Consider the following 9,587-nt stretch of genomic DNA (forward strand, 5'->3'; position numbering starts at 1 on the left):
AAAGTTATAGAATAAGTCAATAAGTTACAAAATGACCAAATTTGACATGGGAGAAGCATAATATGATGAGAAGCATATTCGATAAAAACATTGGTATAATCGCTACAGCGCTTACTGCTATATATTTTGTCCTCACAGCAGTAAGCTATCACTCATCGACAATAATAGGGATTTTTTCGTTGCTCATCATATTTTCAATATATAAAGGAGGGCTGCTGTCAGGAGCAGGAAGCAGCTTAATAGCCATATCATTTTTGTATTATTTGAGGAAAAATCCTATTATTAATTCTGACTTTGTCAATTATTCCGAGTCTGAATTTGCTTTAGTTATTGTTTCAATGTTATGTATGGCAATTATAACAGTCATAATGGATTATAAATATAGAAGCTATTACGAGAAATTTATAGAAAGTCAGAGTTTTGTATCACGAGCAGAAGAAATATCAGAGATAATGACCTGCCACACAACTGTAGAGGGGAAATTTCTTAAGGTGCCTGAAAGGTTGTGCTCTCTGTTAGGATATACAGAAAATGAATTATTGAATATGCATTGGTGGGATATAACCGATGTGGGAGATGCTTTGAAGGAGGAAGAACTGGTAAATGACATTATCAGTGGCAAAAGGGAAACTTACAATATTGAGAAAAAACTGCGAAAGAAAAATTTGGATAGAGTTTGGGTATTTTCAAATGTTTCTGCTGTGAGGAACCATGATGGTGAAGTTATTTATTTGTTGAAATATATGGTAAATATTACAGAGCAAAAAATAATGAGTCAGGAATTACAAAAAAAGGAGCAGGAGTTAAAGAAAAATGAGAATAAATATAGGAATCTGGTGGAATTGGATCCTGATGCGGTGGTAATCCATGAAGGAGACATAATTACATTCATAAATAATGCAGGGGTGAAGATGCTAAAGGCTTCAGACAAAGAAGAAATAATAGGTAGAAACATATACGAATTTGTACATTCTGATTATACATACAATGTGAAGAATCAAGTGAGCAGAGCACTTATAAATATTAACTCGCCAGGTATCCCATTTGAATTTAAAGTAATTGATTTGGAAGGAGAAGAAATAGATGTTGAAGCAGTAAATGTAGGTTTTATGAATGAAAATAGCGTTCATGTAATGGCAATTATAAGGAATATTACTGAGAGAAAAAGAACTGAAGAACTTAAAACAGTGATGAAAGAAAACGAAAAGCAGCTTGAAGAAGCCAGAGAATACGACAGGATAAAAAACGAGTTCTTTGCAAACATTTCACACGAGTTCAGGACACCCCTTAATGTTTTATTAGGAACATTGCAGCTGATTGAGATACATAATAAAAAAGGAACATATAATATAGATAAATACATTAGCATTATGAAGCAGAATTGTTATCGCCTATTAAGGCTTGTTAATAATCTTATTGATATAACCAAGATTGATTCAGGTTATTATGATATAAATATGGGGCATTATGATATTGTAAAAATTGTGGAAGATATAACTGTTTCTGTAGCCCAATATATTGAAGGAAAGGGTTTAAGCTTTGAATTTGATACAGATATTGAGGAAAAGGTAATAGTTTGCGATCCGGATCAGATTGAGAGAATAATGCTCAATCTTATTTCAAATGCCATAAAGTTTACAAAGCCTGGAGGTAAAATCAGTATATATATTAAAGATAAAGGGAGTAGCATAACCATAAGTGTTAAGGATACGGGAATAGGAATCCCAAAAGAGAAGCAGAAAGTCATATTTGAACGCTTCAGACAAATAGATAAATCCTTGACCAGAGAACATGAAGGCAGCGGTATAGGTTTATCACTGGTCAAATCTTTGGTAGAGATGCATAATGGAACCATATCCTTAATAAGCAGACCAGGTTGCGGCAGTGAGTTTATTGTTGAGTTGCCGGTAAATAGAAAGGATATATACAATCACGAGGGTTTTATTTCTATAGAAAGAAAAAATATAGAGAAAATGAATGTTGAATTCTCAGATATTTATTCTTAAAGAGCAAAAAGCGAGATAGGGACGATTTTATCGTCCTTTTTTTGTGGGAAAAGTATCCAAAAACATATTGACAAATAATATTAATAGTTATATACTTAGTTACACAAGTAATTAACCGATAAGGTAGGGAGGTGCTTTGATGAAGATACCTTTAGATGAGAACAAGTTGATATATATGCAAATTGCAGAAGTAATAGAGGATGCTGTGATAAGCGGCGAGTTGAATGAAGGGGATCAGGTATATTCTACCAATCAGTTTGCCAGGCTCTATGGGATAAACCCGGCAACAGCTGCTAAAGGAATAAATCTTCTGGTAGAAGAAGGAATATTGTATAAGAAAAGAGGTATTGGCATGTTTGTGGCGGAGGGAGCTCGAAATATGATAGTTGGCAAAAGAAAAACCCAATTCATTGAAGATTATATATCTAAGCTTATTCGTGAAGCTGAGAAGTTGAATATAACAAAAGAGGAACTTATAGACCTCATAAAAACCTACGAAAGGGGAGATAAGTGATGAAATATGCAGTTGAATGCAGAAATATATCCAAAAATTTTGGAAGAACCACGGCACTTTCAGATATAAATATAAAGCTGGAAAAGGATAAGATATACGGATTACTTGGGCGGAATGGAGCAGGTAAAAGTACACTTCTGAACATTGTTACTGCACAGGTCTTCCCCAGCAGCGGAGAAGTGAAAATTTTTGGGGAGACTCCCTATGAAAATGACAGAGCATTAAGACATCTATGCATAGTAAAAGAAAGCGGTATGTTTCTTAAAGATGTTAATGTGGGAGACGCTTTGGATATAGCCTCAAGCTTCTATGATAATTGGGACAATAACCTGGCAGAAAGGCTCTTAAGAGAGTTTGAACTGGACAGAAGAAAAACATATAAAAACCTTTCCCTAGGTATGAGATCTCAACTTGGAATAATTGTAGGATTGGCCAGCAGAGCACCTATAACCATATTTGATGAGCCTTATATAGGTCTGGATGCTGCCGGGAGGCAATTATTCTATGATGCACTGATTGAAGATTATATGGAAAAACCAAGAACCATCATATTATCTACCCATCTTATCGATGAGGTGAGCAACCTATTGGAAGATGTAATCATATTGCACAAGGGAACAGTAAAGCTGGAGGGCAATTCTGAAGATATTAAGAACAAGGCTTTTTATATCAGTGGCATTAAGGATAGCGTTGAAAGTCATGTTTCTGGGAAAAAGGTTTTGAATAAAGAGGAATTCGGAAAAACAATGGCTGTGGCAATATTTGATAGCATCTCTGAAAAGGAAAGAAAGGCCATGGAAGCTGATGATTTGATCATAAGTTCTGTTCCTCTTCAACAGTTATTTATATTCCTTACAGGGGGAAAGATGATTAAAAGGGGTGACATGAATGAATAGGATAAAATCTCACCTAAAGATGCATTATATAAACACAAAGATGTCTCTTATTATATTTTGGTCCATCATGTTTGCTATTTCGGTATTGGGCATCTTAATTGCATTATACGCCAGGAGCAGAGGATACAATGGGACAATTACAATAAGTCATATGCCTGCTGTAGTGATCTTTGGAGCAATATCGGGCTTGGTATCCTACAATGAAACCCTGCCATATATGCTTAACATGGGTATAACAAGAAAGAACTTCATTCTTGGTTATGCACTATATAACACAGTGCTATCTCTTATATTGTCAGTTATATTTACTTTCCTTACACTATGGGAAAGCTTGCTATATAATCTTTTAGGATTTAGTAATCAGCAAATCGGGCAAATATTTACTGCCTTTAGTATAGGAGAAATCTTTGACAGGATATGGTCTTGCTTTATTATTACTCTTGCTGTAACAGCTTTCTTTACTCTTGTAGGAAGTATATACTACAAAAAAGGTATAATGTATCTATTTGGGATAGGGGCATTGATAATGCTGGTAATGTTTATCCCGGGGGTTGCAGCGGGAGTATTTAGAGTTTTAGAATATATAATATTGTATTTAACCGGGGATAAAGGATATCTCACCATGACTCTTTTTTCATTGGCTTTCTTTCTGGCTTGCTACTCAATAATATATCCTCTGGCTCGTACCAGTCAGGTTAAGAGATGATATGACAAATGTCATATCATCTCTTGATTTTTGTCATTAGAAAAGACGCAGTATAAAGCTTAATATTATGGTAGAAGGAATCGGGAGGTAATTCTTATGATATTGGAAGTAAAAAACCTGATAAAAAGATACGGCAATACCCTTGCAGTAGATAATATAAGTTTCGGCATAAAGGAAGGAGAGATATTTGGACTTCTAGGGCCAAACGGTGCGGGGAAAACCACAGCCATAAATACCATAATAGGAATAATAAAAGCTGATAAAGGTGAGATATCCATATTCGGTAAGGATATGAAAAAGCATGGTTCTGAAATCAAAAGACACATCGGTATCGTCCCTCAGGATATAGCCATATACCCTGATCTTACTGCCTATGAGAATGTGGAGTTTTTCGGAAGGCTTTATGATCTTAAGGGTTCTTTACTGAAAAATAGAGTGGAGGAAGTGTTGGAGTTTACCGGTCTCCTTGAGAAAAGAAAGCAGCAGGCAAGGAAATTTTCAGGAGGTATGAAGAGAAGGCTCAACATCGCTTGTGCCTTAGTTCATAGCCCCAGGCTCATAATAATGGATGAGCCGACAGTGGGCATAGACCCCCAATCAAGAAAACATATTATTGAATCTGTAAAGAAAATGAGAGATGAAGGTTCCACCATAATATATACTTCTCATTACATGGAGGAAGTTGAAGCTCTATGTACCGATATAGCCATAATGGATCATGGTAAGATAATAGCCAGGGGCAGCAAGGAAGAATTAAAAGCCTTTGTGGCAGTGGAGGATAAAACAGTAATAGCTCTTGATGGACTGAACTATACCATAGTGGATCGCATAAAGAACATGGATAATGTTATAGACTGTTGTGTAGAGGGAAATGTAATCACGATAATATCAAGAAAGGGCACCAATAATCTTAATAACATTATACAGTCTATTATTGACTCTGGAAGCCAGATTATATCTCTCACATCTGAAAAGCCGGATCTGGAAACAGTATTTCTCACCTTGACAGGCAGGACATTGAGAGATGAGGTGGCTGCAGTATGAAGACCTTATATATAGCATACTACACCACACTAAGAAATGTAAGGGATTACAGAAACCTGACTTCAATGCTGGCATTACCTATAGTCCTGATGCTTATACTAGGATCTGCTCTTGCCGGAACCTTCCAAATAGAAAGCATAGATCCGGTAAAAGTAGTACTGGTCAATGAAAATGAGGGAGAGTTGCTGCAAAACTTAAAAGAATTTTTGCAACAGGAAAACATAAAAGAAATTGTAGATACAGAAACAGTTGAGGATCTTGACCAGGGTATGGTAAAGATAAAAAACGGAGAAGCTTTTGCTCTTGTACATGTAGAAAGGGATAATGAAGGTAAAATCCATGTATATAAAAGAAATGAAAGTATGTTCAGAGGTTCTGTTGTGCAGAATGTTTTGGATAGCTTCGTCCAATCTGCCAATGCAGAATATGCTTATTTAATATTGGGAAGTGTCGACGGAAATATAACTCCCTATGAAAGCATCCGTGAGGAAACCATAAATCCAGATGGGAAAAGGCCAAAGGGTTTAGATTACTATGCTATAACCATGTTGATTATGACCATGATGTATGGTACCACCTATGGAGCTTCATCCATGGCAGAAGAGCAGTTCTATAGAACAGAAATAAGGCTCAAATCTGCTCCTTTGCATTCCTATGAAGTATTTGTGGGAAAGGTGGCAGGTACAATTTTGACTCTGGTATTTGATGCTTCAATCATATTTATATTCACAAAATATGTTTACGATGTAAATTGGGGGGATAATATACTCTTCATAATGTTTACATGTTTCACCTTGGCAGTTCTAGCCACAAGTATAGGAGTTGCAAGCTTTATGCTCATAGGTGATGAAAATAAAACCCAGGCATTACTGAGTATTCTGATACCAGTGCTGACATTCTTAGGCGGAGGTTATATACCATTTCAGTCCATGTCATCTGCCATGAAAAAATTGAGCTTATTATCACCAAATTATTTGGGCTTGAGAATAATGCTTAACACAATTTATGAAGGAAGCCAAGTGCAGATAAGAAATTACATGGCAATACTATGGACAGCTTCACTGTTTTTATTCATTATAAGCGCTCTCAGAGGAAGGAGGGGCTTGGCTTGATCATATTCAAAAACAATATGAGAAGATTGCTGAGGGATAAATACAATTTAATAGTGATGGTAATCCTTCCGGTAATATTCATGGCACTTTATATATTTGCAGGAAGCGATGGTAATCCTGTAAGAGTAGGAATCATAGACAATGATGATACTTATTTGACTCAGAACCTCATCCGTGGTCTTGAAAATAACTGTACAGTTCTGTTTCTTAAAGAGGAAGAGATTAAAGAAGGGTTGCTGAATGATGAGATAGAATACGGATTAAAGATAGATAAAGGCTTTACTAAAAGCATATTATCTGGTGAAGAAGCCAAATTAAAAGCATATGGCATTAAAGATTATAATGGCATCATTCCTGCAAAGCTTTATATCAATAATTTTATCAATTCAGCCAGGAAAATAGCCCGGGCTTCCGGGGGTGACGAAGAAAAATTCAAAAAAGGACTGGAATACTACATGAAAGGGAATTTTGAAATACATTATAAAGATATTCCTGATATTTCCTCAATAAATTATGATATCCTATCAGGTTTAGGGTTTGTGGTAATGTTTATGATGTATATGGCTATTAATGCTGCAGCATTGATAGGAGAGGATAAAAAGTTAAAAACCTATGAAAGAATTCTCATGTCTCCATTAACCCTTAAGGAATATACTCTGGGCAACATTCTCAGTTTCTTTGCAGTAATCTGGATGCAGATATTAATGTTATTTGCGATAATGAAGTTTTTATTTGAAATGGATTTTGGCTCTTCTGCTACAAGCTTGTTGATTTTCATATTCATATACTCCGCTGTTTCTGTATCCATGGGCATGGCTATAGTGAATCTGTCAAAAAGTCTTAAACAGGTATCAGCCTTGACCCATTTGATTGTGATTCCAATTTCCATGCTTGGGGGCTGTTTCTGGCCTAAAGAAATTATGCCTGATATGCTCCAGAGGATAAGTGAATTTGTACCTGTCACCTGGGCTATTAAAGGTATGGAGAAGATACTGAATGGTGGAAGCATAACAACTGTTGGGAATGAGATAATCGTACTGTTGCTTTTTGCACTGGTATTCTTCCTTGTAGGTTCTGCCCAAAAGAATAGCCTTGCATAATATGTTGAAGATAAATTTCCCGTGGTGTATTATGTAATAAATAGCTTATGATGGTTTTGAGGTTATGTTATGAACTATATGATAAAAATACTATTTTTCTCATATGTTATAACAATGAAAATAATTGGAGGCAGTGTTGGATTCATAGAGGTATCTTTGATGCTGCTGGTTACAGCCTCTGTCATATATAGGAGTAAATACAGAAACAGTATTATACTGATGGTCATAGAGGCTATTGTCATATTATATCTGTCTTACAGGGAAGCTTCATTTATATATCTTTATCCAATAATCGCTTATGATCTTATTCAGTCCGGATATTACTACATATCCGGACTATTAATAATTCCCGGGGTTATTCTGCTTGAGGTGAAAGCCTTGGCAGGCTACTTGCTGCTTTTGATTCTATGCGGATACTTTTCCTACGTAAGCAATCGTACGAAAGAAAGAGAAATGCTGTACAGAGAAGCCTATGACAATGAGAGAAGGCTGAGATATGAACTGGAGAGAGTCAGGGCTGAGATGCTTCATGCTTCCAAAAATATTGAACACCTGACGGAGCTTAGGGAGAGAAATAGGATAGCAAGGGAGATACATGACAGCGTAGGCCATAGCCTGGCAGGCATAATGATGCAGCTTCAAGCTTCAGCAAAGCTTAGGGAAAAGGATGAAAGCAAATCCCAGGAACTCTTGGAGAATTCCATCAAGGGATTATCTGAAGCAATAGTGACCCTGAGGGAAACAGTACATAATATAAGACCTAAGGAAATTTTGGGTTTGGAATATATAGAAGCTATAATAAATGATTTTACTTATTGTGAGGTAGAACTTGTCAAGAAAGGGGATATGTCTCTTTTGAAACCTCATCACATAGAAATATTAAGCTATAATATAAAAGAAGCCCTGACAAATGTATCAAGATATTCAGAAGCAACAAAGGTCCATATATCCATAGAAGCCAATGAAAAATATTCCAGACTATATATCAAAGACAATGGAAAAGGCTGCAAAAATATCAGCGAGGGCTTGGGACTAAGCGGGATGAGAGAAAGAATGAAATATGCGGGAGGTATCATATCCATAAATGGAGATGATGGTTTTACAATTGTATGTATAATACCTGTTAATGATGGAGGTGTTATCAGTGAAAGTGTTAATAGTTGATGATGATGCTTTGATACGAGAGAGCCTAAAGCTGCTCCTTGATATGGAAGAGGATATTGAAGTTGTTGGAACTGCTTCCAATGGACAAGAAGCCTTTGATATTTGTAAAGAGGAAAGACCGGATGTAGTACTTATGGATATCAGAATGCCAGTTATGGATGGAGTATTAGGGACCAAGCTTATTAAAGGCAGTCTCAAAGATGTAAAGGTGATGATTCTCACAACCTTTAAGGACGATGAATACATAAGAGAAGCCATAAAAAATGGGGCGGAAGGATATATTTTAAAAAACCAGTCCTCAGATAGTATAATAGACTGTTTGAGGGCAGTATATAAAGGAAATGCGGTTTTTCAAAAAGACATAGCGGATGCACTTACATCTATGATGGAAAAGGAGAAAAGAAAAAAGCCTGATATTGACCTTACTCTTAGAGAAACTGAGATTATGAGACTTATATCCGAAGGCTTATCAAATAAGGAAATATCGGCAAAACTATATCTAAGTGAGGGTACAATAAGAAATTATGTAACTGCTCTTCTGGAAAAACTGGAACTAAGAGATAGAACTCAATTGGCAATTTATTATCTGAAGAACTTTGGTTAGGAGATGTTAGATTGTTTACAGACTTTTTAATCAGGACTTTTGTTAAGGATTACAAAAATACTGTAAACCGGGAAGTAAGACAAAGATATGGCTATTTATCAGGGTTCACAGGCATCATATCAAATATTATATTATTTTTCCTGAAAATATCTATCGGATTATATTTAAATAGTATAGCCGTAATGGCAGATGCTTTTAATAATCTTTCCGATGTAGGATCGTCAGTAGTAACAATTTTTGGATTTATGATGAGTGGAAAACCTGCTGACAAGGAACATCCTTTTGGACACGGAAGGTTTGAATATATTGCTGCCATGGTGGTTTCCTTTATGGTCATGCTTGTAGGATTTGAATTTGTTCAAAGCTCCATCAACAAGATAATAAATCCTGATGTATTGAAATTTGATATTTTTACCTTTATACTCTTGCTGTCTTCCATAG

10 protein-coding genes are annotated in these 9,587 nt (G+C 35.8%); all 10 read left to right on the top strand.

Annotated elements, in window-relative coordinates; all coding sequences use genetic code 11:
• The first annotated feature begins 62 nt into the window (after positions 1–62).
• Positions 63–2,006 (top strand): ATP-binding protein, encoded by a 1,944-nt coding sequence (locus ACESM9_RS01070; RefSeq protein WP_372994407.1) that lies wholly within the window; start codon positions 63–65, stop codon positions 2,004–2,006.
• A 139-nt stretch (positions 2,007–2,145) separates the two neighbouring features.
• On the top strand, positions 2,146–2,520 hold the full coding sequence (locus ACESM9_RS01075; protein ID WP_372994409.1) for a GntR family transcriptional regulator: 375 nt from the start codon (positions 2,146–2,148) through the stop codon (positions 2,518–2,520).
• Positions 2,520–3,416 (top strand): ABC transporter ATP-binding protein, encoded by an 897-nt coding sequence (locus tag ACESM9_RS01080; RefSeq protein ID WP_372994411.1) that lies wholly within the window; start codon positions 2,520–2,522, stop codon positions 3,414–3,416. Before ACESM9_RS01075 ends, ACESM9_RS01080 begins: the two co-directional genes overlap by 1 nt.
• The gene (locus tag ACESM9_RS01085) at positions 3,409–4,122 is read left to right on the top strand and encodes a hypothetical protein (protein WP_372994413.1); all 714 of its coding nucleotides are present in this window, start codon (positions 3,409–3,411) and stop codon (positions 4,120–4,122) included. The genes ACESM9_RS01080 and ACESM9_RS01085 overlap by 8 nt, the downstream gene beginning before the upstream one ends.
• A gap of 90 nt (positions 4,123–4,212) precedes the next feature.
• Positions 4,213–5,166: an ABC transporter ATP-binding protein gene (locus ACESM9_RS01090; protein WP_372994509.1), complete on the top strand. Its 954-nt coding sequence runs from the start codon at positions 4,213–4,215 to the stop codon at positions 5,164–5,166.
• A complete protein-coding gene (locus tag ACESM9_RS01095; RefSeq protein ID WP_372994415.1) occupies positions 5,163–6,278 on the top strand; it encodes an ABC transporter permease in 1,116 nt (371 codons plus the stop codon). Before ACESM9_RS01090 ends, ACESM9_RS01095 begins: the two co-directional genes overlap by 4 nt.
• Positions 6,275–7,378 (top strand): ABC transporter permease, encoded by a 1,104-nt coding sequence (locus tag ACESM9_RS01100; protein WP_372994417.1) that lies wholly within the window; start codon positions 6,275–6,277, stop codon positions 7,376–7,378. Before ACESM9_RS01095 ends, ACESM9_RS01100 begins: the two co-directional genes overlap by 4 nt.
• Positions 7,379–7,447: 69 nt before the next feature.
• Entirely contained in the window at positions 7,448–8,542 is a 1,095-nt protein-coding gene (locus tag ACESM9_RS01105; RefSeq protein WP_372994419.1) for a sensor histidine kinase, read from the top strand.
• A complete protein-coding gene (locus ACESM9_RS01110; RefSeq protein WP_372994421.1) occupies positions 8,523–9,146 on the top strand; it encodes a response regulator transcription factor in 624 nt (207 codons plus the stop codon). Before ACESM9_RS01105 ends, ACESM9_RS01110 begins: the two co-directional genes overlap by 20 nt.
• An 11-nt stretch (positions 9,147–9,157) precedes the next feature.
• Positions 9,158–9,587: cation diffusion facilitator family transporter (locus ACESM9_RS01115; RefSeq protein ID WP_372994423.1), on the top strand; the 430-nt coding region annotated here is incomplete at its 3' end.

Origin of the sequence: Lutispora sp., assembly GCF_041687175.1 — a bacterium.
GTDB lineage: Bacteria > Bacillota > Clostridia > Lutisporales > Lutisporaceae > Lutispora.